The organism is Candidatus Enterococcus testudinis (genome assembly GCF_002140915.1).
In the GTDB taxonomy this organism is placed as follows: Bacteria; Bacillota; Bacilli; order Lactobacillales; family Enterococcaceae; genus Enterococcus_D; species Enterococcus_D testudinis.
Genome location: NZ_NGKU01000001.1, coordinates 1,435,381 through 1,462,076, shown reverse-complemented (window position 1 = coordinate 1,462,076; position 26,696 = coordinate 1,435,381). Strand labels below are relative to the sequence as shown.

Sequence of the window (26,696 nt, the reverse complement as noted above, 5' to 3'; positions counted from 1 at the left end):
ATTGATGTTTATTTGTATTGAAATGGGTTTGTTGATGTTGTCGCTGGCACAAAGGTGATGTTCCAGCCTTCTTCTATTTTCCACTGATTGAACAGTTCAATGAAGCGAGAAATACAGAGCGCTTCGATGTGATGCCCAGGATCGATGCCAATCAAGTCATTGGCCTGCATATCGTGGGCAATGTGATAGGTCACATCTCCGGTGATATAGACATCAGCTTTAGCTTTCAAGGCATCTGTATAAAAGGATTGTCCGCTGCCGCCGCAAATCGCGATCCGCTGGAGGTCATTTTTTGCCTGAGGCGGCGTGATGACCCGCAACTGATCCAAACCAAATGCCTGCTTGATACGATCGATCAAAGTATCAACAGTGATTGGTGCTGGTAATTCACCTACGCGACCAATGCCATAGGTCTTTGATAGATTATCCAATGTATATAGATCATAAGCCGGTTCTTCATATGGATGGGCTGCGATCATGGCACTTACCACTGTTTCTGTAATTGTTTCAGGAAAAATGACTTCAATCTTGGCTTCTTGGACTTGGGCTTCTTTACCGGTTGTCCCAATGGCAGGATGGGCACTAGTTTCTGGTGTAAATCGACCAGTACCGATCAGTGAGTAACTCGTGTTTTTGTATGCACCTTGCTGACCCGCCCCCGCTTGAGCAAGGACAGTGCGGATATGACTGGCTTGTTCAATAGGGACAAATACTGCCAATTTTTTCATCTTGACCTGATGAGTTTGATGCAAAAACGTCTCTGTTTTGATACCTAGTGCTTCACAGAACCAATCGTTTAAACCATCATCGATAATATCCATATTGGTATGGGCTGCGTATACTGCGATATCATGCTTGACCAAGTCCATCATCATCTTCGCTTGTGGATCATCCGAGGATAGTCTAACTAAGGGCCGAAAAATCGGCGGATGCTTGACCACGATCAAATCAATGTCTTTGTCGATTGCTTCTGCCACGATTTCAGGACGTACATCTAAGGCCATCATCACGCGTTCGATCGGTTTGTTCAAGGTGCCAACATGCAGACCAACAGGATCACCGGGTTCCGCCAGCCATTGGGGACAGTAGGTTTCAAATCGTTTGATAAAGGTTTGACCATCCATCATGCCAGCACCTCCTTGATCCAATCAATCTGTTCTTTTAGCGCCGCGATTTTTTGATCTTGGGCATCTTTGGCTTTTTGCAGCGACTCGATGACACGGTATTTTTGCTGCAGTTCATGTTGCCATTTTTTTTGAAACACGGCATTCTTTTCTTGCATCAAAAGCGGACCAAAAAACAATTGCTTCGCTGAATAATGACTTTGACCAGCTTCTGCTACAATGATCTCATATTGTTTGTCATTTTCAGAAAGAATGGTTTCCTCAATGATTTGATAGCCATTGTCTTGAAGCCAGATCCGTAATGGCATTTCGCCAACATTTGGCTGCAAGATCAATCTGTTGACACCCGCTAAATGCTGATTTGTTTGCCCTTCTTCGAGGATCGAACGAATCAGCGGACCACCCATACCGGCAATCACGACGGTATCGATACGATCTTCAGGTGTGATTGCGGCTAATCCATTCGCCAAGCGAACAGTGATGTGCTCTTCGAGACGATTTTTTCGGACTTGTCTGCGAGCGGACTGATAAGGTCCCTCTACGACTTCTCCCGCAACCGCATAAGCGATTTGTTTTTGCAGCATCAATGCCACAGGCAAATAGGCATGATCAGAGCCGATGTCGGCTAAGCGCGCTTGATTTGGTACATATGCGCCAACACAAGACAAACGGTCCGATAACGCATGTTCATTCATAGTGCCACTCCTTTTGATTGTAGTATAGCATTTTTGATTAAAAAACAACAAAATGTGCGTCTTGACGGTGGCGCAAATGCCAAGACGCACTTGTTCATTTTCATTTATTTATTCGCTGACGATCGTTACTTGTTTGATGGAGTTTCCGGGAATTTGTGGCGGGATCGACATCGTCATGATCGGCAACCCTTGCAAGGTGACTTCAACAGTTGTTCCTTTGGCCAATTCAGTGACTTCCCCATCAAATGCTGCAATCGGTACATGTAAAATCACACCGTCGTTTTGAAAGTTTTTGACCATATCATCGTCATCTGCGACTGCTTCCACATCTTTCAAGAACACTTGGATCGTGTCATCGCTACCAGTTGCAGCATCCTCTTGGATCGTTCCTTTAAAAATCGTTTCAGACGCCTCCTCTTGGTCAGCACTGCTGGCTGTGGTTGATTGAGTGGTACTTTCTGATGCGGACAGTTCTGTACTCGCTGCAGTGCCAGATCCTTGACCGCATGCCGCTAAAATCAAGGCCGCTGCGAAGGCAACTCCTGCTGTTGTCATTTTTTTCATCGACGGCTTCCTCTCCTTCATGTATTTATAATTTATTGATTCCGGCGATTTTGACCAGTCATTTGTATCTCTTGTGTCAAATAACGAATGCGCTCCATGATTCGCTTGGCTTTCAATGGTTCTGATTCTCCTCTTTGGGTCACAGACAGATGGCCTTCTAATTCATGCATGGTGAAATTAGACGAAAAGAATGTTGGTAATTGTTCCTGCATCCGGTACTGTAAGATGACACCGAATACTTCATCTCGGATCCAACTACTCATCGCATCGGCACCAATATCATCCATCATTAAAATAGGCGCTTTTTTGACTGCATTTAGCTTTTCTCCCACTTTGTCTTTGCCGATTGCTTGCTTCATTTCCACAGCAAATGTAGGGAAGTGAACCAACGTCGTGGTGTAGCCAGCTTCCGCCAAATCTCTAGCGATCGCACCTAGTAAGAAGGTTTTGCCAATACCAAAGCTGCCCACTAAGTAAAGGCCTTTATGGAAATCTTGCGGTTGTGTCGTCAGCGCATTGATGAAATCGACTGCGGCAGCTATAGCTTCCATTCTGCCAGGAGTTTGCTGATAATCTGCAAAACTGGCTTCTTGAATATCCTTCGGCATATCCATCGCTTTGATCCGGCCACGGATCTCTTCTTGTTTCTGATGGGCCAATAATTCTTTGGTCGGTACATAAGTCACATCGATAAAATGGAAATTCAATGCCAATCTTGGTTCATATCCTGGAGCGATCATCCCAGGATCATTGATCCGAAACTTGCGTTTTTCTTGGACAAACTCATATAGCTTGGCATAGCTCTTTTGAATATCGGCTTCCGTCAAGGCATCCTGGTTCTCTTGGATAAACGCTTTGACATCTGGGTCTTCTAACACTTCTGACATCATCGCCGAAAATTGACTGCGATAATTCCGTTTATCTAGCATATGATTGAGATTTTTTCCAACATCTTCCATTAGTTATCACCAGCTTTCTTATGCAGATAATTTTGTAATTTGCGGTCTAATTCCGCTTGACGTTCCGGCGTCAATGTCGCCTCTTCAACTGGCGCTTCTGCCCACGCTGGCAATTTCTCTTGACGGATGATCCGATTGCCATTGGTTTGTGGTCGGCTACGCTTTTCTTTGGCTGTTTTGACCAAATTACGCACATGTTTGATGGCATCTTCAGCAGTCCCAATTTTCAATTCTGACCATTGAGCTGCGATATTGTTGATATAACTGGCGTTCAATGCGGCATTGTTTTGAACGACCAGTGCATAATGGACCAATACGTTAATGACACTATTGGGCAAAGGCGACCGTTCGACCAAGCCTTTGATCAACCACTGTTCTGAATCTGTCATGAAACTATTCTTTTCAACCTTGATTGCTTTGAGGAATGGAATCGGTGCGGTATGTTCACTTTCTTGGATCAACAGAATATCATTTTCGGAAAAACCATTTTGTTTTAAGGTGTTAAACCGCCGCAACTGCGATTCTGCTTGCGGATCTTCACGGCTGGCAGTTTTGTTGAATGACTGCCGCGATTTTCTGATGACTGCTTGTTCAAGTCGTTTTTGATCGACTTCACCGGTCGTCAAGGAGACATTGTCAGCCATAAGATCCAATAGTTCCAAGACATCATATCCGTATAATGCATGATACATCAACAGCTTTTGTTTAAAAGCCGCGGTGAAATTCTCTGATCGAATGTAGCGTCTCTGCGCTTCATAGAGCAAGAAATCCCAATCGATGGCATTTTCTTCTAGTCTCAATGGTTGGTTTTCCTCTTGGAAGCTTTGACGTACGGCTTGCAGTGTTGATTCACTAGCAGCAAAGCGTTGCGTATCCAACCCATAGGCTGCGGTGAAGGAACTGGTCGTTTCCTGATATGACTCAATGGTGATCTTTTGTGGTTGAAAGAGGGACACCAATTGATTGAATTTCCGCTCTCCCACACGATTCAGCAACAAGTAGCTGTATAGCTCATCTTGAAAAAATGCCAGCGGATGAACCGGTTCTTGCAATTGAAACAAATAACTCGTTTCTTGCTGAGGATCATTCTTCTCAAAAGTCCGCAACAAGCCGATACCTTCCAATTTTTGTCTGGCTTGGATAAACCGTTGCATCCCAACATTCATGGCATTCAAGAGATCCAGTATGACAAAATCAGTGGGCATGGATGCATTTCCAGCTTGATGATCAGCTACCAATGAAAGGTAAAGCGCCAAGCCATCACTGTCAATGATTGGCTGATATAAATAAATAAGGGCGTCTTTACCTTCCGTGCTTAACGGACGGCTTTTAAAGACTTGATAGCTTTGATTTGGCAGTTGATTGCCCACATGTTTTCCCCCTTATTTTACTCTTGTGGTTCTTTGGCTTTTTCAACGATATCTTGCAGCTCTTTTAAGAATACAGACATATCCTTGAACTGACGATAGACACTGGCAAAGCGAATATAAGCAATTTCATCTAGATCGACCAATTCTTCCATCACAAACTCGCCAATCATAGTGGTTGATACTTCATTCTCACCTAATGAGCGGACCCGTGACTCGACATGATCAACGATCGTTTCCATTTGATCCATTGTTACTGGACGTTTTTCAGCTGAGCGGATCAAGCCCCGCAAGATTTTTTCTCGATTAAACTCTTCTCGGGCACCATTTTTTTTGATCACAAGCAATGGTGCTTCTTCGATCCGTTCAAAAGTTGTAAAGCGGTAGCCGCAGTTTTCACATTCTCTACGTCGACGAATCACACGACCGTCATCTGCTTGACGGCTGTCAACGACCCGTGAATTGTTATGGTGACATTTTGGACATTGCATGGTTTCACCCCATTTTTTTCTCTTGTGCGTTTACGTTTTTCTCTAAAGTGATTAAATTATATAGATAATTATAACATGAAATGTATTGGTACAATAGGTAAAAACGCTCATTTAGTCCTTTTAATAGAAAATTTAAATAATAGAAAGCTTGTTTTTTTAAAGCAAAATGAAAAAACGGCAGAAAGTTTCCTACCGTTGTTTCCGTTATTTTTCTTTCATTTTGACCAGTGAAATAAATTCGTTCACATGGTGCCTATCTGTTAGTTGGGCATTGCATCGTTGACTGTCTCGGCAAATATAGTTGCCGCGTTTGGTATAGGTGCCATCCCCGCTTGATTTCGTCAAGGATAGAAACATCGACACATTGCTTTCATGCTGACAGATGGGACAGATTCCTTTTTTGACCTCTGTTGACATATGCCCGTGAACAGCAGTATAGCCTTCATCACCCGCCGCAATCAAAAATTTACTTTGACTGCCGATATCGTCCCAAGCCAAATACGTCGTTCCTTTCAAGTCAAACTGGTTAAAATCAGGGACTTTCAATTTTTTGACTTTGCGGAATAGCTTTTCCGTTTGTTTGACTGATGGTGTTTGAAAAGCTTCGACATAGGTTTTCAAATCAGCTAAATGCGCTTCCGCTTTTTTGATACTTAGTCCTCTCTGGAACATTTCTTTGACGATCAATAGGGCTTGCTCTTCTTGTGGATCGAATTGGCGCGTCACTACGTCTTTCGTCATATCTTCAATGGTTTTGATGGTTTGCGGATCATTGACAGATTGGTATGTGCGGACCAATTGAAACATTTGTTCTTTGATCAGATTGAATTGATAAGGTTGAATCATCTACTTGCCTCTTTCTTTTGAGAATACTATATACAGTCAGCACTTCTTCCTAGACACAATGCGAAAATCTGCATTTGATGACCACCACCTCATTGAACATGAATGACTAATTTGCACTAGGTATTGTATGCGTTCTGATCTCATTTGTCAAATGACGACTGAGAAGAGATCAATAAGAAACCCGCAGCCTCTGCAAAGAAGCTGCGGGGTTTGTTTATAATTTGTCTTCAATACCTGTGAAATGTTTTAATTGATCTGCATCACGCCGTTCAGTTGAAGTCATCTTGTTTAGATCTGGATGTTCTTCACTTAACAATTCTTCTTGGCCGATCGTTTCTGGTGTCGTACGGTCGTTACGGGCATCTCGTTCATCATTTTGTCGATCCAATTCATCCACCCGTTGTTCTCGGTGCTCTTGACCGATTCGTCCTTCCATTGCTTGTTCTTTACCCGATTGTTCCAATTCTTCGTTCTTGGTCCATCCACCGATTTTTTCTTTGGCGGAACCAACGATCACGTCTTTTTCATCTTTAAACGTTCCCATGAATATCCCTCCTACTGTATATATCTATCATAGCAAGGAACTGAAGATAAAACAAAAGATACGAATGCGGATACATCCTTTATCCTATGAAGATAAATATGGTATACTACACACCAGACGACAATCGTCAGAATATTCAGTTTCAAACAAAGGAGAAAATGATGCCGAAAATCGACTTTAAACATCTTACATTTATCCGCAACGAACAACCACTATTAGATGATATCTCATGGCAAGTCGATGAAGGACAGCATTGGGGAATTTTGGGACTTAATGGCGCCGGTAAAAGCTTGCTGCTTCAAATGATCACTGGTGCACTATGGCCATCTGCCGGTACCCGCAACGTCTTAGGAGAAATATTAGGCAAAACATCTGTACCAGACTTGCAAAGGCGCATCGGCTGGGTCAGCGCTGCTATCCAAGGTAAATTTTATGCTAGTGACCCTATCGAAGACATCGTTTTGTCAGGAAAATTTGCTAGTATAGGTCTCTATCAGCATTATGATCGTGCATTACTTGAACAGGCAAAGCACCATTTGTCTTCCCTTGGCATCAGTCATTTGATCGGCGCACCCTTCAGGCAGCTGTCTCAAGGAGAAAAGCAATTGGTGATGATTGCCAGAGCACTCATGGCTGACCCGGAAATCATGATTCTTGATGAACCTTGTACCGGCTTAGATCTTTTCGCTCGGGAAGAATTTTTGCATAGAATCTCGGCATTGCAATATGCTGAGCATCCGCCAACCTTTATTTATGTGACCCATCATACGGAAGAATTGCTGCCGTTTTTTGATCATTTGCTGCTGCTGAAAAAAGGAAAGGTCTATGCGTCTGGCCCAAGGAAACAGGTCTTTACTGAAGACAATTTGGCGGCATTTTATGAAAAACCGATCACTATCTATCCCTTCACCGAAGCGCGGCAAATCGTCTTACCAAAATAAGTAAAAGCATCCGAAGGGATTGGTTTTCTCTTAAACCCAATCCCTTCGGATGCTTTATTAGCTTTTCAGATGACCGTGTTTAAACTTGTACTTTTCCGATAAAATCCTCGATCCATGCATCGATCTGCTGTATCAAGTCCGCAACTGAGTCTTGATTATCAAAGACAACATCGGCACGAACCTTTTTCTTTTCAATCGGTAATTGACTGGCGATCCTCAAGTCTGCTTCTGCTTCACTTAATTGATTGCGTATCATCAAGCGCTGTTTTTGGATAGCTTCCGGCACATAAATCACTGCTACTTGGTCCATATATTGATCATACCCCGCTTCATAAAGCAGTGGGATATCCACGATCACGAGGGGCTGTTCCTTGAAAGTAGCCATCTGATGTAGAATTTCCTGACGAATAAAAGGCGAAAGCAATTGGTTCAACTGTTTTCTTTTGTCTCCGTCAGAAAAAACGATTTCTCCTAAAAAATCTCGATTCAAAGCGCCTTGATCAGTCAAAATCGTTTCGCCAAATGCCGCCACGACTGATGCTAATCCTGGTGTGCCAGGAAGAACGACTTCTCTAGCGATTAAGTCGGCATCAACAATCGGAAAGCCCAATTGTTGAAAATGAGCAACAGCCGTACTTTTCCCTGTCGCTATCCCACCAGTGATCCCCAAATAAAAACTCATAGGAAGTCCCTCATCTGCAATTGTTGGCAATGAGGACAAAAATGGGTTCCTCGTTGGGCAACTTTGATTTTGACGATTGGGGTGCCGCAACGGGGACATGGATTGCCTGTTTGACCATAGACATGCAGGGATTGTTGGAATTTACCTGCTTCTCCCAATGCATTTAGATACGTACGAATCGTTGTTCCACCGGCTTTTACAGCACGATCCAAGACATCAATGATTGCGGCATGCAGCAACACGATCTCATCTGAAGTCAATGTATTGGCCGGTTGTTCCGGATGGATCTTGGCTTCCCATAACGCTTCGTCCACATAGATATTCCCTAATCCTGTCACCAATTTTTGATCCAGCAATAAAGGTTTGATTGCTTTTTTGGCTTTCTTTAGACCGCGTTCAAATGCAGGCAGCAAAAACAGTTCCGGCTTTGGTTCAGGGCCCAGTTGCTGAATGCCTTTATACATGTTGCTTTGATCTTTATCAACGAGGGTCATTCGTCCAAATTTGCGGACATCATGATACTGCAATTGACTGCCATCCGTGAAATGAAAAATGATATGGGTATGCTTATCAATGATAGGTTCATTTGCAAAAAATTCATATTTGCCTTCCATGCGTAAATGTGAAATCAAATCATAATCGGTCAATTTGAAGATCAGAAATTTCCCTCTGCGATCGAATCCCAACAATTGCTGTCCTTTCAACAGTGCCGAAAACATCGGCACTTCGGGACTTTCAATGATTCGTGGCCAGCGTACATCTACGGAGGCAATGGTTTTGTTCAAGACTAATGACGCTAATCCTTTACGGACTGTTTCGACTTCCGGTAATTCTGGCACAACTTTCACCTCATTTATTTTGCTTCATACCATGTTTTGCCCCAATTGCTGTCAGTCAGCAATGGTACTTGTAAGGAAACAGCTTGTTCCATGACTTCTTTGACAAGGGCATCTAAACGTTCTAATTCATCCGCAGGCACCTCAAAGACCAACTCATCGTGGACTTGCAGCAGCATCGTGGCAGCCAAGTTTTCTTCTTTTAATCGTTTGGCTAAATCGATCATTGCGATTTTTAAAATATCTGCCGCACTTCCCTGGATTGGGGTATTGATGGCCGTGCGTTCCGCGAAGTTTCGAATATTGAAATTCCGTGAATTGATATCAGGCAAATAACGTCTACGGTTATACAAAGTTTCGACATACCCTTTGTCTTTGGCTTCTCGAACGACATCTTCCATGTATGTTTTGACCCCTGGGTATTTATCGAAATACGTATCGATGTATTGCTGCGCTTCTTTACGGCTGATTCCTAAGTTTTGAGATAGACCATAATCAGAGATACCATAGACGATACCGAAGTTGACAGCTTTGGCTTGTCGACGCATGTTGCCGGTGACTTCTTCCGGCGTTGAGATGCCAAAGACCCGCATCGCTGTGCTGGAATGGATATCTTGTCCTTCGATAAAGGCCTCTTTCAAATGGGTATCATTCGAAATATGGGCCAACACCCGCAATTCGATCTGAGAATAGTCGGAGGAATAAATCAACCAATCAGGATTTCTCGGCACAAAGGCTTCCCTAATCTTCCGGCCTTCTTCCAAACGAATCGGGATATTTTGCAAGTTCGGATCGACAGAACTCAAGCGACCTGTTTGAGTCAATGTTTGAACATAGCGGGTATGAACCTTGCCGTCACTTTGAATGACTTTCAACAGCCCTTCCACATAAGTCGATTGGATTTTAGCGATTTGACGATACGTCAAAATATCTTCAACGATTGGGGCTTGCTCTTTTAATTGTTCTAAGACATCCACCGCTGTGGAATAACCCGTCTTGGTTTTTTTGATCACTGGCAGACCCATTTTCTCAAATAAAATCACACCCAATTGCTTCGGTGAATTCAAATTAAAGGTTTCCCCGGCTTCTGCGTAGATTTTTTCTTCGATTTCTTGCAATCGTTGGGCAAATTCGCCTTTCATCGTATGCAGACGGGCTGCATCCACGTGAATACCTGTGATTTCCATCTCAGCCAAGATGATCGATAATGGCAATTCCATATCTTGGAACAAGGCAGTCTGATTTTTTTCTGCCAATTCATGTGTCAATTTTGGTGTTAAATCAACGATTGCCGCAGCTTTTCTGGCCAAGTGGGCGAAGAAAGCTTCTTCATCTGCCGGCAAACCTTTCTTGGCCCCTTTGCCGTAGACAGCTTCATCAGATTGGATATCTGTATAACCATAGTGGGCAGCGACACCTGCAATATCGTTGTTGTTGTCATTGGTATCTAAAAGGTAAGCTGCCAATAACACATCAAAGTTGATGCCAACAGGCGCTTTTGCATACCGATTCAATGCGACATAAGTGCGTTTTGCATCATAGACATTGATGTGTCGTTGCGGGTCTTGCAACCAAGCAATAAAATCCGGATGCTCAAATAATTGATCTTGTGTGGTCACATAAATTTTTTCTTTATTGCCCCAAGCGACGCCAACAATATCTTCCAAATGGTAGTTATCCCCTAGCATTTCAACATATAATGCCATATCGTTTTGGAACATATCTGGTGTGAACGCCTCCACTACATCAAATAAAATATCCGCCATTTCTACTGGTTCAGCAGTGATATTCAATTTTTCGAGGAATCCGTTAAAGTTCATTTCTTGGTAGAAAGGCACCAATTTATCTAAGTCTTTGCCTTCGTACTTTAAATCATCGATGTTGATTTCCACTGGCGCATGTACATTAATCGTGGCCAACTGTTTCGATAAAAGGGCAATGTCATGATCATTGATCAAGTTTTCCTTCATTTTGCTTTTCTTCAAGTCATCGATATGCTCATAAATACCTTCAACTGATCCATATTCCTTTAAGAGTTTGATCGCTGTTTTTTCGCCAATCTTGGTGACACCAGGAATATTGTCTGATGCATCACCGGCCAAGCCTTTCATATCAATGATCTGCAGTGGCGTCAAACCATCATACTTCTCTGCGACATGGGCTGGGGTATAGCTTTCGATCTCGCTGACACCTTTGACGGTAATGTCAACTTTGACATGATCTGTGGCAAGCTGAGTCAAATCTCGATCCCCCGATAATACCACTACATCAAATTGGTCTTTGTCTATTTGATGGGCCAACGTGCCGATGATATCATCTGCTTCATAGTTGGGCAATTCATAATGTTGCACACCTAATGCATTGATCAATTCGCGGATATACGGCATTTGTTCTCTAAATTCACCCGGTGTTTTGGCACGACCACCTTTATACGCGTGATACATGGAGGTACGGAAAGTCGTCTTGCCTGCATCAAAAGCCACAAGCACATGCGTAGGTTGTTCTTTGGCCATCACATTTTCGAACATATTATTGAAGGCATAGATCGCATTTGTATGCAATCCGTTATTGTTTTTGAAGCGTTCCAGTGAATTATGTAAAGCAAAGAATGCGCGAAAAGCGACACTGTTGCCATCCACAAGCAATAATTTATTTTTTGACATGATTTTAACCCCTTCTTAGAAAAAAGTTCTTCTTTATTTTAACAAAGAAATCGTGTAAAAGCGATGAATTGCTTTACTGATTCCATCATTGAATGCAAAAAAAAAGGCGCGTTTCAGCGCGCTTTTTTTTAGTTATTTTTACCAAAGATGCGCAATAGCGCCAAGAATAAGTTGATAAAGTCTAAGTATAGTTGCAATGCCATAAAGACAGCCACTCCGGTATTTGCGCCACCATTTGTTGCCATGTAGGTTGTACGGATCCGTTGATTGTCATACGCTGTGATGCCCATAAAGACAAACACTGTCACGATCGACAAGAAGAAATCAACCGGCTGGCTGTTTAAAATAAAGACATTCAATAAAGTTGAGATAATGATCCCGATCAATAAGCCATAACCGATCCGACCTACGACACTTAGATCACGTTTGGTCATGATCCCAAATGCCGACATGACACCGAAAGTCACAGCAGCTGAGATGAAGGCCCCAGCAATCGAGCCGAAATCATAAACCATCAAAGTGACAGACAATGTCAATCCGTTCAATAGTGAATAGACGAGATAGCCCGCCAATGTCAGCGAAGGATTTTTTTGTGCCTTGGCACCTAAGACTAAGACTAAAACGATTTGCACGAGCCACAATCCAGTGAATCCTAAAGGAAAGTTTTGAATAAATTGCAGCGTTTGAGTCGCAAAGACTTCTCCAAAAAAGTAAGCCGATATCGCACTGATCCCTAATCCTAAACCAAAGAATAGATAGACTTTTGAGTAAAAACGATTCAATCCTTGGGCTTGTACAGTTTCATTGTTCATATTATTCATGTTGCGCTTCCTCCTGTTCTGCCATTTCTTTTGGCGGTTGGACCATGACAACAGCGTCTAAGATACGATCTCCTTCGCCGTTGATGGCTTCCACTGAAATCGTCACGACATCTTTCATTTTATCAACTTTGATGACTTCAAAATCAAAAGTCAATGTTTCATAATGAAAAACTGGTTCTATAAAGTTCACCGAAAAATTCACGACATGAGAGCCTGGTCCAGGCAAGTGTTTGGACACCGCGCTGGTAATGATTCCCATCAGCATGACTGAAGGCACGATCGGACGTTGATAGTCCGTTTTTTGCGTGTAATCATGTTGAATGTAGAGCGGATTTGCATCATTCGTCAATCCTAAATAAAGCAATAGTTGATTGTCTTCGATCGACTCGGTTAAAGACAACGAATCGCCTTCCTCGATATCTTCGATACTTTTGCCGATCTTTCGCGGTTTACCTATGTTCAAGTGTGTTTCCTCCAAAAAAATAATTTTTATCTGCTTTCATTTTATCAGAAGCAGACAAAAGTGCAAGTTCGCAAGATTTATTTCACAAAATCTTCAATGTTTAAAAAAACTCTTGCAACCTTGAACGGTCACAAGAGTCTTGTCTATAGTACGTTGCGTGTCGTGTTGCTCAATAGTTTTTCGTAAGCTGCTTCGAATTTTTGAACATCCCCAGCGCCCATAAAAATCACCACTGCATTTTTATGGTCTAGAAGCGGAGACACATTGTCTTCTTTCAAAACGAAACCGCCTTTGCTGATTTTGTTGCCTAAATCCTCAATTTTGACATCGCCACGGTCTTCCCGTGCTGAGCCAAAGATATCACATAAGTAGACATTGTCTGCTAAATCAAGTGCTTCCGCAAAATCATCCATCAACGCAATCGTCCGTGTAAATGTATGGGGTTGGAAGACAGCGATGATTTCTTTGTCTGGATATTTTTGACGAGCACCATCAATGGTTGCTTTGATTTCAGCAGGATGATGGGCATAGTCATCAACGATTGTCATATCAGCGACGATTTTTTCGCTAAACCGACGTTTCACGCCAGGGAAAGATAACATTTCTTCCGCCACTTCGTGCATATCTAGCTCTTCTTTGTAGGCAACAGCAATCACACCCAACGCGTTGTTGATGTTATGTTGGCCATAGGCAGGCAATACAAAATGACCGATATTTTCACCGTGAACATAGACATCAAAAGCTGAGCCTTGCGTTGTCCGTTCAATATTTTTTGCTTGGACGTCATCGTCATCATTGATGCCATAGTAATAAATTGGGACATCTGCTTCCAACTTGCGCAAGAAAGTGTCATCGCCATAGGCAAAGATGCCTTTTTTGACTTGATTGGCCATTGATTGAAAAGCAGAAAACACATCTTCGATGGAATGATAGTAATCTGGATGATCGAAATCGATATTGGTCATAATGGCATAATCCGGAGAATAAGCCAGAAAATGACGGCGGTATTCACAGGCTTCAAAAGAGAAGAATTCGGCATTTGGATCGCCATGCCCGGTGCCATCCCCTATTAAATAACTTGTTGGCCGAACCCCGCTCAACACATGAGATAATAAACCGGTGGTACTGGTTTTTCCATGGGAGCCAGTTACGGCAATACTGGTATAGGGTTGAATAAACTTGCCGATGAAGTCATGATAACGGGTTACTTCCAGACCTAATTCATTGGCGCGAATGATTTCTGGATGTGTATCAGGAAAGGCATTTCCTTGAATGATGACCATCTCAGGTTGGATATTTTCTTTATCAAAAGGCAATAATAAAATGCCCGCTTTTTCTAAGTCACGCTGGGTAAAAAAGTATTCCTCAACATCTGAGCCTTGCACATGGTAGCCTTTTTCGTGCAGCACTAAAGCCAATGAGCTCATACCAGAACCTTTGATACCAACAAAATGATAAATTTTGTTTTGATTTTCCATTCTATAATCCTCTTTTCTCAATTCCACGATTGAATAAACGTGTATTTTGACAAATATCAGGTTGTCGCACGTCCTACATTATCATACAAAATGAAAAAAATAGCAATGAAATTTATTTTAGCGCTTGACTTTTCTCATTATTTCCTATATTTACCAAAGGTCCGCGGCACTTTCCACAGACGTATTTTTTGGTATCGATGCGTTTTTGACGACGGTATATGGCATGGCATTGTTGACATTGGTATTGATAGTTCGTTGTTTTTACAGAAGTTGGCGCGTAGCGCAGACCACCTGTTTTGGCCAACAATGCCTTAAACGCAGGGTCGCGATGCCGGTGTCCTTCCCCTGTTAGGTGCAAATGGTAATGACACAGCTCGTGTTTGATGATTCCGATGAACACCTCTTCCCCATGTTCTGCTAACATAGCTGGATTAAAATCTAAGTGATGATCGTTTAAATGATAACGACCGCCGGTGGATTTTAAGCGGCGATTAAAAACGGCTTTGTGTAAAAATGGCCGGCCAAAACAGTCGATAGAGACTTTTTCTACGTAATGCTGCAATTCTTGATTGGTCATTTTTTTGTAACAGGATCAACCATCGTAAGGCTGATACGCCCTTTTTTGCTATCTACTTGTTCGATCCAGACAGTTACTACATCCCCAACTGCGACAACATCTTTTGGGTGTTTGACAAAGGAGCGGCTCATTTTCGATAAATGGACCAGTCCATCTTGTTTAACACCAATATCAACGAAGGCGCCAAAATCGATCACATTGCGGACCGTCCCTTGTAATTCCATTCCGGGAAGCAGATCGTCCATGCTTAAGACATCTTTTCTTAATAACGGTGCTGGCATCTCGTCTCGCATATCGCGTCCGGGTTGCATCAATGCTTTCAAAATATCAATGATCGTTTCCTTCCCTACATTTAGGTTTATTGCCAACGTCGCCGGATCAAGAGTAGCCAATGCAGCTTTGTTTTCTTCTTGATTGCCTGAAGCGAGTGCTGACAAAGAAATACCGGCAATGCGCAAGACTTCTTTTGCTGTATCATAGCTTTCCGGATGGATCCCAGTTTGATCAAGAATCACTTTTCCGCCAGGAATCCGCATAAAACCAATCGCTTGTTCATAGGCTTTCGGTCCTAAGCGAGGGACTTTCTTCAATTGGGTCCGTTGGCTAAAGGCACCATTTTCTTCGCGATATAGGACGATGTTTTGTGCTGTCGTTTTGTTTAGACCAGCGACATGCTGCAGCAATTGGCCACTGGCTGTATTAACATCTACGCCAACTTGATTGACCGCTGTTTCTACTACGAAATCCAACTGTTCAGCTAAACGTTTTTGAGAGACATCATGCTGATATTGTCCAACACCGACGGATTGTGGATCGATTTTCACTAACTCCGCCAACGGATCTTGCAGGCGGCGTCCAATACTGATTGCACTGCGTTCTTCCACTTGAAGATCCGGAAATTCTTGCCGTGCCAACGGACTGGCAGAATAGACAGAAGCGCCTGCTTCGTTGACGATGACATAATAGACATCTTGATCGACTTGTTTGATTTGTTCCGCAACGAATTGTTCTGATTCGCGGCTAGCCGTGCCGTTACCGATGGCTACCATGTCGACATGAGAGGTTTCAAGTAGCCGTCGAAATGCCGGTCCGGCCGCTTCACGTTTGTTCATCGGCGCTGGCTTGTGGGGATAGATGACTTCAATGGCCAAAACTTTCCCTGTTGCATCGATCACGGCTAATTTACAGCCGGTACGGTAAGCAGGGTCAAACCCTAACACGACTTTGCCTTTTAATGGTGATTGTAATAATAAATTTCGTAAATTATCCCCAAAAATCGTGATGGCTTGTTCATCCGCCTGTTCCTTTAATTCATTGCGAATCTCCCGCTCAATGGCTGGAGCGATAAATCGTTTGTACGCATCTGCTATAGCCTCTTTGACGAAACCAGCAGCTGGTGAGGCTGTATTTCTGATCAGTTTTCGCGCCAAATAATCAAAGATTTTCGTGTCATCTACTTGCAGCGACACTTTTAAAATCCCCTCTTGCTCACCGCGGTTGGTAGCTAAAATACGATGAGAGACCATTTTGTTGATCGGATGCTGAAAGTCATAATACATTTCAAACACGCCTTTTTCATCTTTCTCCGCATCTTTTACAGTGCTCTTGTACAATCCTTTGTTTTGAAAATAACTTCTGATCCACGTCCGAAATTCAGCAGTATCGCCGATTATTTCTGCGATGATCTCATGCGCACCTTGCAATACATCCTCAATCTCAGGTACTGCTTCATTCAGATAGCCAACTGCTTCCTCTGTAATCGGCGTACCGACAGGAAACGTCAGTATCCATTCAGCAAAGCCACCTAAACCATTCTCTTTGGCAATCGTTGCCTTTGTCCGCCTTTTTTGTTTATATGGACGGTATAGGTCTTCTACTGTTTGCATTTTGGCAGCAGATTGAATTGCTTGCGTCAATTCAGGCGTTAATTTTTCTTGTTCTTCAATCAAACGCAGGACTTCTGCTTTTCGCTTCGATAGGTTTTCTAAATAGGTATAGCGTTCTTCAATGTCTCTGATTTGGACCTCATCCAATCCATTGGTCATCTCTTTACGATAACGGGCAATAAACGGTACCGTATTGCCATCTTGCAACAATTGAAGGACCGTCGTGATTTGTTTTTTTGTAAATGCCGTCATTTCTGCCGTCACTAATTGTAAAACATCTTGATTCATTTCAGCCATTTTTTGTTCACCTTTCTCGTTTCATATTCTTAATGATACCACAAAAAAAACAGCTGATGACGCTCAATCGTGATCGAGAGACAGCCAGTCTGTTCTTTTTATCGTATGCTTGTTTGTCAGGGTCCAGCAGAAATCTTTTAAAAGTCTGGTTGCCAAGGCCCTGCTAAATTTTGGTATTCGATGTCTTGCAAGATGCCCTGTTCATCAAAAATGACACCATGAACGGAACCGCCAAAAACTGCCCCACCATCAATACCAATTTTCTGATCACTGATCCATAAATCAGTGGTTTGCATATCGCCATGCAGCATCGGAGTGATCGTATGGCCAAAAACAATCGTTTTGCCCGTTTGATTCTTTCCTTGATGGAATGGTTCCCGGATCCAGATAAAATCATGATCTGATGTATCTTGCCAATTCGTCTTGGTCAAGTCAACCCCAGCATGGACAAACAGATACTGATGCCATTCATAATACAGGGGACGTTCCATCAAAAAGGCAATCAGCTCTTGGTAACGACTGCGTATCATCATAGCGATCTCGGTTGGGGAATATTCTTCAGTTGCCCCTTTGTGCAAAAGACTTTCTAACGTTTCTTTGCCGCCATTGCGCACATAAGGTGCAAACCAATCTTCTGGTGCTTGCAGGAATTGCAGGAAATATTCTTCATGATTTCCTCTCAAATAGATCGCTTGTTGTTCTTCGACAAGTTGTTTCCCTAATAAAAAACATTCTTTGGTTTTTGGCCCGCGGTCATTTAAATCGCCGATCAATACTAGTTGATGTCTCTCAGGGTCATAGTCTTGCAAAAGGTTTTTAAAAAGATCAGCCATACCATGGATATCGCTGATGGCATAGATCAAGTCTTTCATGAATCTTCCCTCCTCCAATAGCTGCATGTATGGCAGCAATGTAAATAAGCAAAACAGAACCTAACTAAAAAAATCTTTTAAAAGATTTTTTTAGCATCATCTTGTAAAGGGTATATTATTTGCCAGAGACCGCATAATAATTGCCGTCTGGGTCAGCAAAATTGAAGACCATCATTTCTTCCATTTGAATCAAGTCTCCGACTTCAACATTCGCCTCAAGCATCTGTTTGTAAAGTCCTGTGATGTCCTCTGAAAAGAACATGATTGATGGTGCATTCAATGCTACTTCCGGGGAATGTGACTCGATAAAGGTGCGGTCGTAGATCACAAATCGTGTATCCGCCTGCGCACTAGGTGCGATTTCCACGACTGACGTGCCATCGACTGATTGCTGGTCAATGATCACAAAACCAAATGATTGCCAAAATGCGACGGCCGCTGGCACATCTGCGACATAGATCATGACTTGCATTTTATTTGAAAACATCGTTTCCCCTCCTATCAGTCTTCTTTTGCTTCATTTTCTTGATTGTTATTGGTGTTAAAGTTCAATTGCAAACCAGGTTTGTCCGTAATGATTTCTGTTACTTCATAGGTCAATCGTTTGATGATATCAAATAACGGTTCGACCAAGCGATCTGTTTCAGCTTTTGATAAATCTTCACCTGACTCCACTTTGCGATTTAAGATATGATTGACTTGGCCCACACGGCCAGACAAAACATATTCTGGAAAGACCAATTGAAATTCTAATCGGGCACCGATAATGCTATTTTTTTCCATGTAAGCTTCATCTTTCACTTTTAAAGGGGCAAAGCCGACATTTAATTTTGTTTCCATTTCTTTGTCTTTTGGTTTCATATCGAAGTGATAGGCTTCGACGATTGGTTGTTGTCTTTTGATTTCCACTATTTTCACGCTCCTTAGATAAAAGTATAGCACAACAGATTCTATGCGCCTACTTGAATTCATGACAAGACAAAAAAAACGACCATTTTGGTCGTTTTCTGTCAGGTTATTCTGATAATCCAGCTAGATAATCCAACGCATCTTGTACATTGGATACAGGAACGATCTTCATATCTGTGCCCAATTTTTTGGCAGCCGCTAGCGCTTCTTCATAATTGGTTTTGATATCAGGATCCGCTGCTCGTTCATCATCCGTGATTTCGTCTTCTGGCGCAAAGAAAATCTCTGCCCCATTTTCGCTGGCACTTGCTACTTTTTTATCGATGCCGCCTATTCTGCCAACAGTGCCATCACTGGAAATCGTTCCAGTCCCAGCGATTTGATGGCCTTTGCGAATATCACCAGTTACTTGTTGATAAATCTCTAATGTAAACATCAATCCGGCTGACGGTCCACCAATATTCCCCGCATCGATCACGATGTCCTGATCTGAGGAAATCTCTGTATGATCGACAAGTGAGATGCCAATGCCAGCTTTTTGATTGGTAGAAAGTTCCATCAAATCGCCGGTTGCTTCTTTTTCTTCCCCATCTTGGGTATAAGTTACTGTCACTTGATCACCAATCGTCTGGCTCTGTACATAATCGATAAAGTCTTGGCTACTGGTAAAGGATTTGCCATTCACGGCAGTTACTGTATCTCCGACAGAGATTGTGTCTGCAAAGCTAGAGTCGGGGTCGACCCCCATCACATAGACGCCTTTATACGTCATTTCATAGGGTAGACCAGCCAGCTTTAGGGCTTGTTCAATGGCACTGTTTTGAGAAGATTCCATATAATATTGTTGAATGCGATTATACTCTTCATCGGTGGCTCCGCCCAGCAGGTCTTCTTCACTGACCAGTTCTTGGAATTGGTTGAACTTTGTGGCGATCGCACTGAAGACAGTTGCTTGTCGAATACCGACACTCGTCAGAGAAAAGGAGCCATCGGATGTGTCTTCTTTTTGATTGACAGTGATCAGTTCTTTTAGATCAATGGTTGCACCTGGTTGCTCGATATAATATGGAATGGGCAAAAAGGCAGCAGCTGCAATCAGTATGGCAAGGATAAATAGTGATACATATTTGATCGTAGATTTAAGATTCATCGGTTTCACGCTTCTTTACTATGGCTTCATAAATATTTTGTGGCAAATAGTCTGCCACATCCCCACCGAAAGTCAAAATCTCTTTTAACAGACTAGAACTAATAAAACTATGTTTGGCATCCGCTAATAAAAAGACTGTTTCAAGAGTGGGCTCCAAATGGTGATTCATTTCCATGATATCTCGTTCATATTCATAATCTTTGACACTACGGATCCCCCGTAAGAGAAACTGTGCCCCTAACTTCTTCGCGGCAACCACCGTCAACTCAGAAGCTTGAGCAATCACCCGGACGTTAGGGATGTGAGCCAGCGCCTCTTGAATCAATTGCACTTTTTCTTCGCTTGAAAAGAAGCTTTTTTTGTTGGTATTGACAAAGACCCCAACAATGATTTCGTCGAATAGCGTGGCACCGCGCTCGATCAAATCGACATGTCCTGCTGTGAGCGGGTCAAAGCTACCCGGAAATAAGGCGATTTTTTTCATATTATTCCTCATTTCTATAAATTGTGACCTGTGAGATGCCGTATGTTTGCTGCTTGATCTGGACCAAAGAAGCGATTTGTTCTGGCAAGTGAATCGATATGTCCGTTTCGCAGATGACTTTGGCGCCTTTAGACAACAAATCGGCAGACAGCATCTCGGTCAATTGATCAACGATTTGCTGTTTGGCATAAGGCGGATCTAAAAATAGATAGTCAAAGCATTGCGCCTCGTCAGTAAATTTTGCGATGGCATGTTTTGCATCCATTTTTAATACAGTAAACTTTTCTGGCTGTTTGGTAACCGCAATATTCTCGCGAATAATGTTGATCGCCGGAAAACTGCGATCGACACAAACTGCATGATCTGCGCCCCGTGAAACAGCTTCAATCGCTAATCCGCCGCTGCCGCTGAATAAATCGAGCACCCGACCGCCAGGTAAGTATTGGCCCAGCATATTAAAGATTGCTCCCTTGACTTTATCGGTTGTCGGCCGTGTATTATCGCCTGCCAAGCTTTTTAACTTTCGTCCACCAAATTCTCCTGCAACTATCCGCATCGTTCTCTCCTCCAACTTACATACATCTCTAAGGTAAAATAAATATAGCACTGTTTTTCAAAATAGCAAGCATGATTCTCCATTTCTTTTCATTGGTTACCCATACTTGCATATACAGCTGATTCTGAACAAAAAAATAGCGGCGTTGCGACACGCCACCATTTTCTACACATTCTCAGCTAAGCGAATCATCGTATTTTTTTCTTCAACATCAAACCCGTCACCTTTGCTAGGATATGCTTCATCCGTGCCGATTTTATCGGCAAAATCCATCGCCACATCCGGCCGATAAGAAGGTTCCACCTGACGCACAAAATGGAATTGTTCGATTTTGGCCTTTTTGGCTTCATATTCTTCTTCATTCAAGTACATGACAACATACTTCATCTTGCGGGAAACGTAATGGACAAAACCAAAACGACGCAAGTTTTTTAATTGACGCAAACTATAGACCCATACGATCAGTCCTCGGCGTTTCTGTATTTGAAAGGGTTCTTTTTCTTCATGCATGACAATTTCCTCCACAACTCGATTTTGAATGAAAAAACGGACTGCCGGCATCGACTTTGATAGAAGCGGAAAAACAGGTTGCGATCGATACAGTGATTTCATCCAGTAAGCGTTGTAAATTGGTTTCAGCCACACGGTACTCACTCACGCGATCATTCATAACCAACTCACGCTTGGCTAGACGCATCTTTCGCCTACGCTCTTTGAACCCTGGCGCGAATGCCCCATACGCTTCGATTTGTTCAAATGCCTGCTTTTCCACCACAAAGGATTGGATCAGCACTTGTACTTGATCGTCTTGATACATATTTTGTTGAGTTGCTGTATAGGCAGCAAAAGTGTCGCTGGACTTGATTGTCTGCGCCACATGATCGATTTGATCTGCAAGCTCAAAAAATTCGTTATTGTATATCATTCGTTGTACTAGCCTCGGTTTCTTCTTCTTGTTCTTGCACTAAGACTACCATATTTTCTTGCGAAAAAGCAATTCCTATCTTTTCTAATGTTTCGTGAGACAAACGATCGGCTGTGGCCGGATCACTGAACCAAGATAGGATACTGAATGTCGGGTCATAGACCGGTGCTTCAAAAATCGTTGCCGTTGCTTTGATATCTTGGTCATTCAGCAATTCGCGCCATTCATCATTGGTCAGGTTAAAATTACTGGTTTTTTCGCTGGATAAAGCCTTTTGATAAGAATGGATCCTTTGGGATGTCAGATGATCTGAAATATTATCAGTCAATTCTGCCAAAAGTGTGGCGGCCTCTTTTTGCGTCTCCAAATTCGCTGAATACGTCTCCAGCATTTGAAGATTGCGCAGCTTTTCGATGATTACGAAAGCCAACGTTTCTTTATCCAAACCTGCCTGATCCGCTGAAATCGTCTGGGAGGTCTGAAATAGCGGACGTTCGCCTTCAGTTATCGGATAGGGTGCTAACTTCAACAGTGTGGCTTGATCCAAGTAACTGATTCCTTGCAGCGTGGCCGTTACATGGTCAAAGAACAACACCGCAAATGTTCCATTGTCAAATGCGACCAATGGACGGTAATTCATATCTTCTTCCATCAATTCAAAACTGACAGTTCGATCATTTTGCTTCAGACTAAAATTGGGATAGATCATGGTCAAATCGGTTAGTTCCGCCAATGACATGCCCATCGTAAATGGCGCTAGTGAAGACCCTCCGTCACCTATGACTTTGATTGATTGAACGCTTTCACCATCTGTATTGATCTCAATGTATTGCTGATCATCCAGCTGATTATAGACCCGCACTTCAAAATCATAGCCGGTGCGATATGTTCGCACCGGCAAGCCATAATCTTCTTCGAAATCAGAAACTGGTTCACCAATCGCCTCAGCAAGGCCGCTGGCTTGAATCGTTTCATAATTCATTGTTGTAGGCGCCTTTATTGGATTCTCAGAAAGAAAACTTGTATCTGAAGCATGCTGGAAAAATACCGGTTGTAAATAGACCACCGCTAAAGCAAGGATGAACAAACCCCCGAACAACATACCTCTATGTTTCATTTTGAGTCAGCTCCCTACTTTTCTTTGATTTCAATCAACAAATCTCCAGATTGGATCGGTTCTCCAGCGGCAACATAGACATAATCTACTATGCCGGCAAAGCGCGCTTCAACTGAAGTTTCCATCTTCATCGCTTCCGTTACCATCAGCGTTTGGCCTTTCGCCACACGATCTCCTTTTTTAACAAGGACTTCTAGAACGGAACCGCTCATTGATGCTCCGATTTGTTCTTTGTTGGTTGGTTCTGCTTTACGCTTGGTTTGGACTGAACTGATAACTGAATTGTCTTTCACGACGATTTCACGGCGCTGTCCATTCAAATTGAAGAATAAGGTACGATTACCTTCGATATCCGCTTCACCGATCTCATCTAAACGAATGATCAGGATCTTGCCTTTCTCCAATTCAACGTTGATTGTTTCACCAAGACGCATACCATTGAAGAATGTAGGTGTATCCAACACTTTGACATCTGCAAATTGTTCATATGTTTTGCGATAATCTAAGAAGACTTGCGGATACATCAAGTAGCTTAAGACTTCTTCTTGTTTCGGTTGATAGCCGATTTTTTCAGCAAGTTCTTGTTTGACTGAATCAAAGTTGACAGGTTCTGCAAAAGCCCCTGGACGATCCGTATACGCTGGTCGGCCTTTCAGAATAATCTTTTGCAGTTTTTCAGGGAAACCGCCAACTGGTTGGCCCAATTCACCTTGGAAGAAGGTAACAACTGACTCTGGGAAGCTGAGGTTATCTCCTTGGTCATAGACATCTTGTTCGCTCAAACCATTTTGAACCATGAACAATGCCATATCCCCTACGACTTTCGATGAAGGCGTGACTTTGACGATATCGCCAAACATCATATTGACTTCATGATACACCTCTTTGATTTCGTCCCACTTCTCACCTAAGCCGACCGCTTTCGCTTGCTGCTGCAAGTTCGAATATTGTCCACCAGGCATTTCATGTTTATAGACTTCCGTTTGCGGTGCATTCAACCCATTTTCAAATGAATGGTAATACATTCGGACATCTTCCCAATAATGGTTCAATTGTTGAATGTTATCGACATTGATTTCTGGACAACGTTCGCCATTTACTAAGGCATAGTATAGACTGCTCATACTTGGCTGGCTGGTAGCGCCGCTGACTGCCGACATTGCCACATCAACGATATCGACACCGGCTTTTGTTGCAGCTGAATACGTAATGATACCATTGCCGCTGGTATCATGGGTATGCAAGTGGATCGGCACATCAATACTGTCTTTCAATTCGCTGATCAAACGGTACGCTGCTTGTGGTTTTAATAAGCCAGCCATATCTTTGATCGCTATGATATGGGCACCCAAGTTTTGCAATTCCTTAGCCATATCTTTGTAATATTGAACGGAGTATTTTTGACGTGTTGGATCGTTGATGTCTCCTGTATAACAAATGGTTGCTTCGGCAATTTTTCCAGTGTCTCGCACGGCTTGAATACTTTTCTCCATTTGCGGAATCCAGTTCAAACTGTCAAAAATACGGAACACATCGATGCCCTGATCTGCAGCTTCTTTGATAAATGCAACTAAGACATTATCAGGGTAGTTAGAATAACCCACAGCATTTGACCCTCTAAAGAGCATTTGCAACAACGTGTTCGGCATACGCTTTCTAAACATGCGTAATCTTTCCCACGGATCTTCAGTCAAGAAACGATAAGCAACGTCAAAAGTAGCTCCACCCCACATCTCACTTGAGAATAGTTGCGGAATTGCTGCTTCCGTTGCAGCAGCGATTTTCTTAAAGTCTTGGGTCCGAACCCGAGTCGCTAACAAGCTTTGGTGCGCATCACGGAAGGTCGTATCTGTCAAAAGAACATTCTTTTGGTCGCTGATCCATGAAACGACCGCATCAGCCCCTTGTTGGTCTAACACATGCTTGGCACTGGTATAATCAGACAATGTTTCGATGCGTTGCGGTAATCGTGGCTCATTGTAAAACGGCTTATTTTGTTTCTCGATCCCAGGGAATCCATTGATTGTGATTTCACCAATATATTTCATCGTTTTGTTGCCACGGTCACGAATACGCGGAAAATCAAATAATTCTGGTGTATTGTCGATAAAGGTCGTTTTGGCTTCGCCTGAACGAAATGCTGGATGTGAAACCACATTCCGCATAAAGAGGATGTTGGTTTTGACACCGCGGATCCGAAACTCTTTCAAACACCGCATCATCTTCTGAATAGCTTGATCAAAGGTCGCTGCATGGGTACAAACTTTGACTAAAAGTGAATCAAAGTAAGGCGTCACGACTGCACCTGCATAAGCGTTACCGACATCTAAACGGACGCCGAATCCACCTGGTGAACGATAGGTATCGATTTTCCCAGTGTCCGGCATGAATTGATTTGCAGGGTCCTCTGTGGTGACGCGGCATTGGATTGCCACACCTTCAAAATGAATATCTTTTTGTTGCGGAATACCGATTTCTTTGTGCAGGTCTTTGCCCTGCGCAATCAAAATTTGGGTAGTCACAATATCAAGATTGGTGATCATTTCAGTGATCGTATGCTCTACTTGGACCCGAGGATTGACTTCGATAAAATAAAATTTGTCGCCTTCAACTAAAAACTCAACAGTTCCCGCATTGATATAGCCAACGTGCTTCATCAGCTGCACCGCTGCTTGACAGATTTTTTCTCGTTGCGCTGCATCCATCGACACACATGGCGCTACTTCCACCACTTTCTGGTGGCGTCGCTGTACAGAACAGTCACGCTCGAACAAATGAACGACGTTTCCATGGGTATCCCCTAATATCTGTACTTCAATATGTTTGGGGTTGCTGATATATTTTTCAACATAGACTTCATCACTGCCAAAGGCAGCTTTGGCTTCACTTTTGGCACGATCATATCCGTCACGGGCTTCTTTTTCATTATGAGCGACCCGCATCCCGCGTCCACCGCCGCCAAGAGCTGCTTTGATCATAATGGGGTATTCATGAGTACTGGCAAAGTCCAAGACTTCGTCAATCGTGTCGACTGGTCCGTCAGAACCGGGGATCGATTGGATACCCGCTTCAACAGCCGCCGCTTTGGCTTTGATCTTGTCGCCAAAAATATCTAAATGGTGGGTAGAGGGACCGATGAAAATCAATCCTTCTTCTTCACAACGTTGTGCAAAACCAAGGTTTTCTGATAAAAAGCCGTAACCCGGGTGAATCCCTTCTGCGCCAGCTTTTTTTGCGGTACGAATGATATCCTCAATATCTAGATAAGCGTCGATCGGCCGTTTGCCTTTGCCGACTAAATAGGCTTCATCTGCTTTGAACCGATGCACTGAATATTCATCTTCAGCAGCATAGATCCCTACTGTTTTGATCCCTAATTCTGCACATGCACGAAAAACACGGATCGCGATCTCTCCGCGATTGGCAACAAGAATTTTTTTCATCTAACC

Annotated in this window: 27 protein-coding genes; 1 reads left to right on the top strand and 26 read right to left on the bottom strand. The window is 42.9% G+C overall.

Annotated features, from left to right (window positions below; all coding sequences use genetic code 11):
- Positions 1-8: 8 nt before the first annotated feature.
- From A5886_RS07000 to A5886_RS06965, 8 genes are all read right to left on the bottom strand, one after another.
- A complete protein-coding gene (locus A5886_RS07000) occupies positions 9-1,127 on the bottom strand; it encodes a Nif3-like dinuclear metal center hexameric protein (RefSeq protein ID WP_086274292.1) in 1,119 nt (372 codons plus the stop codon).
- A complete protein-coding gene (locus tag A5886_RS06995) occupies positions 1,124-1,819 on the bottom strand; it encodes a tRNA (adenine(22)-N(1))-methyltransferase (protein ID WP_086274291.1) in 696 nt (231 codons plus the stop codon). Before A5886_RS06995 ends, A5886_RS07000 begins: the two co-directional genes overlap by 4 nt.
- Positions 1,820-1,927: 108 nt before the next feature.
- Positions 1,928-2,383 (bottom strand): hypothetical protein, encoded by a 456-nt coding sequence (locus tag A5886_RS06990; protein ID WP_086274290.1) that lies wholly within the window; start codon positions 2,381-2,383, stop codon positions 1,928-1,930.
- A 32-nt stretch (positions 2,384-2,415) separates the two neighbouring features.
- The gene (dnaI, locus tag A5886_RS06985; RefSeq protein WP_086274289.1) at positions 2,416-3,342 is read right to left on the bottom strand and encodes a primosomal protein DnaI; all 927 of its coding nucleotides are present in this window, start codon (positions 3,340-3,342) and stop codon (positions 2,416-2,418) included.
- Positions 3,342-4,712 carry a replication initiation and membrane attachment family protein gene (locus tag A5886_RS06980; protein WP_086274288.1) on the bottom strand — a complete coding sequence of 457 codons (1,371 nt, stop codon included), beginning with the start codon at positions 4,710-4,712 and terminating at the stop codon, positions 3,342-3,344. The genes dnaI and A5886_RS06980 overlap by 1 nt, the downstream gene beginning before the upstream one ends.
- A gap of 17 nt (positions 4,713-4,729) precedes the next feature.
- The gene (gene nrdR / locus A5886_RS06975; protein WP_054116231.1) at positions 4,730-5,200 is read right to left on the bottom strand and encodes a transcriptional regulator NrdR; all 471 of its coding nucleotides are present in this window, start codon (positions 5,198-5,200) and stop codon (positions 4,730-4,732) included.
- Between the two features lie 204 nt (positions 5,201-5,404).
- Complete coding sequence (locus A5886_RS06970) at positions 5,405-6,046, bottom strand: FusB/FusC family EF-G-binding protein (protein WP_086274287.1); 642 nt, start codon at positions 6,044-6,046, stop codon at positions 5,405-5,407.
- A 214-nt stretch (positions 6,047-6,260) separates the two neighbouring features.
- Positions 6,261-6,590 (bottom strand): CsbD family protein, encoded by a 330-nt coding sequence (locus A5886_RS06965; protein ID WP_086274286.1) that lies wholly within the window; start codon positions 6,588-6,590, stop codon positions 6,261-6,263.
- A gap of 161 nt (positions 6,591-6,751) precedes the next feature.
- On the opposite strand from A5886_RS06965, the gene A5886_RS06960 reads away from it, so the two are divergent.
- A complete protein-coding gene (locus A5886_RS06960) occupies positions 6,752-7,531 on the top strand; it encodes an ABC transporter ATP-binding protein (RefSeq protein ID WP_086274285.1) in 780 nt (259 codons plus the stop codon).
- A gap of 79 nt (positions 7,532-7,610) precedes the next feature.
- Here A5886_RS06960 and coaE read toward each other — a convergent pair whose 3' ends face one another.
- From coaE to A5886_RS06870, 18 genes are all read right to left on the bottom strand, one after another.
- Positions 7,611-8,213, bottom strand: a complete 603-nt coding sequence (coaE, locus tag A5886_RS06955) for a dephospho-CoA kinase (RefSeq protein WP_086274284.1) — start codon at positions 8,211-8,213, stop codon at positions 7,611-7,613.
- Entirely contained in the window at positions 8,210-9,052 is an 843-nt protein-coding gene (gene mutM, locus A5886_RS06950; RefSeq protein WP_086274283.1) for a DNA-formamidopyrimidine glycosylase, read from the bottom strand. Before mutM ends, coaE begins: the two co-directional genes overlap by 4 nt.
- A gap of 14 nt (positions 9,053-9,066) precedes the next feature.
- Positions 9,067-11,712, bottom strand: coding sequence for a DNA polymerase I (gene polA / locus A5886_RS06945; RefSeq protein ID WP_086274282.1), 2,646 nt, complete (start codon positions 11,710-11,712; stop codon positions 9,067-9,069).
- Between the two features lie 128 nt (positions 11,713-11,840).
- Positions 11,841-12,533 (bottom strand): Bax inhibitor-1/YccA family protein, encoded by a 693-nt coding sequence (locus A5886_RS06940; protein ID WP_086274281.1) that lies wholly within the window; start codon positions 12,531-12,533, stop codon positions 11,841-11,843.
- Positions 12,526-12,996 carry a MaoC family dehydratase gene (locus tag A5886_RS06935; RefSeq protein ID WP_086274280.1) on the bottom strand — a complete coding sequence of 157 codons (471 nt, stop codon included), beginning with the start codon at positions 12,994-12,996 and terminating at the stop codon, positions 12,526-12,528. Before A5886_RS06935 ends, A5886_RS06940 begins: the two co-directional genes overlap by 8 nt.
- A 143-nt stretch (positions 12,997-13,139) precedes the next feature.
- Positions 13,140-14,474, bottom strand: a complete 1,335-nt coding sequence (murC, locus tag A5886_RS06930) for a UDP-N-acetylmuramate--L-alanine ligase (RefSeq protein ID WP_086274279.1) — start codon at positions 14,472-14,474, stop codon at positions 13,140-13,142.
- Between the two features lie 112 nt (positions 14,475-14,586).
- The gene (locus A5886_RS06925; RefSeq protein WP_086274278.1) at positions 14,587-15,051 is read right to left on the bottom strand and encodes a SprT family protein; all 465 of its coding nucleotides are present in this window, start codon (positions 15,049-15,051) and stop codon (positions 14,587-14,589) included.
- Positions 15,048-17,234 (bottom strand): Tex family protein, encoded by a 2,187-nt coding sequence (locus A5886_RS06920; protein WP_086274277.1) that lies wholly within the window; start codon positions 17,232-17,234, stop codon positions 15,048-15,050. Before A5886_RS06920 ends, A5886_RS06925 begins: the two co-directional genes overlap by 4 nt.
- Positions 17,235-17,371: 137 nt before the next feature.
- Positions 17,372-18,106, bottom strand: a complete 735-nt coding sequence (locus A5886_RS06915) for a metallophosphoesterase family protein (RefSeq protein ID WP_086274276.1) — start codon at positions 18,104-18,106, stop codon at positions 17,372-17,374.
- A gap of 115 nt (positions 18,107-18,221) precedes the next feature.
- On the bottom strand, positions 18,222-18,593 hold the full coding sequence (locus A5886_RS06910) for a VOC family protein (protein ID WP_086274275.1): 372 nt from the start codon (positions 18,591-18,593) through the stop codon (positions 18,222-18,224).
- A 14-nt stretch (positions 18,594-18,607) separates the two neighbouring features.
- Positions 18,608-19,015, bottom strand: coding sequence for a DUF1149 family protein (locus tag A5886_RS06905; RefSeq protein ID WP_086274274.1), 408 nt, complete (start codon positions 19,013-19,015; stop codon positions 18,608-18,610).
- 106 nt (positions 19,016-19,121) lie between these two features.
- Complete coding sequence (locus tag A5886_RS06900) at positions 19,122-20,165, bottom strand: SepM family pheromone-processing serine protease (RefSeq protein ID WP_086274273.1); 1,044 nt, start codon at positions 20,163-20,165, stop codon at positions 19,122-19,124.
- Positions 20,155-20,649 carry a pantetheine-phosphate adenylyltransferase gene (gene coaD / locus A5886_RS06895; protein WP_086274272.1) on the bottom strand — a complete coding sequence of 165 codons (495 nt, stop codon included), beginning with the start codon at positions 20,647-20,649 and terminating at the stop codon, positions 20,155-20,157. The genes A5886_RS06900 and coaD overlap by 11 nt, the downstream gene beginning before the upstream one ends.
- Before the next feature lies 1 nt (position 20,650).
- Positions 20,651-21,205: a 16S rRNA (guanine(966)-N(2))-methyltransferase RsmD gene (gene rsmD, locus A5886_RS06890; protein ID WP_086274271.1), complete on the bottom strand. Its 555-nt coding sequence runs from the start codon at positions 21,203-21,205 to the stop codon at positions 20,651-20,653.
- Positions 21,206-21,370: 165 nt separating this feature from the next.
- Complete coding sequence (locus A5886_RS06885) at positions 21,371-21,715, bottom strand: YlbG family protein (protein WP_086274270.1); 345 nt, start codon at positions 21,713-21,715, stop codon at positions 21,371-21,373.
- Complete coding sequence (locus tag A5886_RS06880; RefSeq protein WP_086274269.1) at positions 21,708-22,130, bottom strand: YlbF/YmcA family competence regulator; 423 nt, start codon at positions 22,128-22,130, stop codon at positions 21,708-21,710. Before A5886_RS06880 ends, A5886_RS06885 begins: the two co-directional genes overlap by 8 nt.
- Positions 22,117-23,247 (bottom strand): CAP-associated domain-containing protein, encoded by a 1,131-nt coding sequence (locus tag A5886_RS06875; protein ID WP_086274268.1) that lies wholly within the window; start codon positions 23,245-23,247, stop codon positions 22,117-22,119. Before A5886_RS06875 ends, A5886_RS06880 begins: the two co-directional genes overlap by 14 nt.
- A 14-nt stretch (positions 23,248-23,261) precedes the next feature.
- On the bottom strand, positions 23,262-26,690 hold the full coding sequence (locus tag A5886_RS06870) for a pyruvate carboxylase (protein WP_086274267.1): 3,429 nt from the start codon (positions 26,688-26,690) through the stop codon (positions 23,262-23,264).
- Positions 26,691-26,696: the final 6 nt, after the last annotated feature.